Source organism: Algoriphagus sp. NF (genome assembly GCF_028823735.1).
Classification (GTDB): domain Bacteria; phylum Bacteroidota; class Bacteroidia; order Cytophagales; family Cyclobacteriaceae; genus Algoriphagus; species Algoriphagus marincola.
This window is the reverse complement of sequence record NZ_JAPEIB010000112.1, coordinates 1-672: the sequence shown is the minus strand read 5'-3', so window position 1 is coordinate 672 and position 672 is coordinate 1. Positions and strand designations below refer to the sequence as shown.

The following is a 672-nucleotide window of genomic DNA, read 5'->3' as shown; positions in this document are numbered from 1 at the left end:
ATAATCCATTACGATTGACACTAAGTACAGGGATTAAAGAGGGTGTAAAATGAGGGAGAGGAATAAAATATTATTGTCTATCCTGTTAGGTTTTTCGTGTGTGATACTTTGGAATTTCTATTATAATTCTTTTGAAAAGATGTATACAATAGGAATTGTTAATGGTACCCAAATAGGTAAATCATCAGGGATCTCCATAATTTATGAATTTAATTATAATGGAAAGAAATATTTAGGTTCAACTGGGAAGGGGGATTATTCAGCAAAAAAAGGAGATAGATTTATTGCGGAATTTGGAAAGAATAAACAGTCATTATCTTCAATTCTTTTATATTATCCCATTCCCGATTCATTAAATATCAATACTCCTCTGAAAGGATGGAACGAAGTTCCTCAAGAAATTAAAAAGTTTAGGTTGAAGATTAAAGGGGATTTTGGGTTAAGGGAATACTTTCATGAAGAATAAGTACGTTTTATTATTTTTAAAGCATTTTTTCTAAAAAAAGAAATTTATTATACATATATACCGAAAACAGTTTTCGAATTTTAAAAAAGGTTTTTCTTTTTGGTTAGATAAATCGGTTATGAGAAAAGAATTCATTTTTATTACATATTTGATGCTCTCATCCTATTTATTGAAAGCCCAAACCTTGCCAGGTGGCATGAATTCAA

At 29.2% G+C, this 672-nt stretch carries 1 protein-coding gene; it reads left to right on the top strand.

Going from position 1 to position 672, the window contains the following annotated elements; all coding sequences use genetic code 11:
• Window positions 1-139: 139 nt before the first annotated feature.
• On the top strand, window positions 140-466 hold the full coding sequence (locus OU792_RS18605) for a hypothetical protein (RefSeq protein ID WP_274671064.1): 327 nt from the start codon (window positions 140-142) through the stop codon (window positions 464-466).
• Window positions 467-672 lie beyond the last annotated feature (206 nt).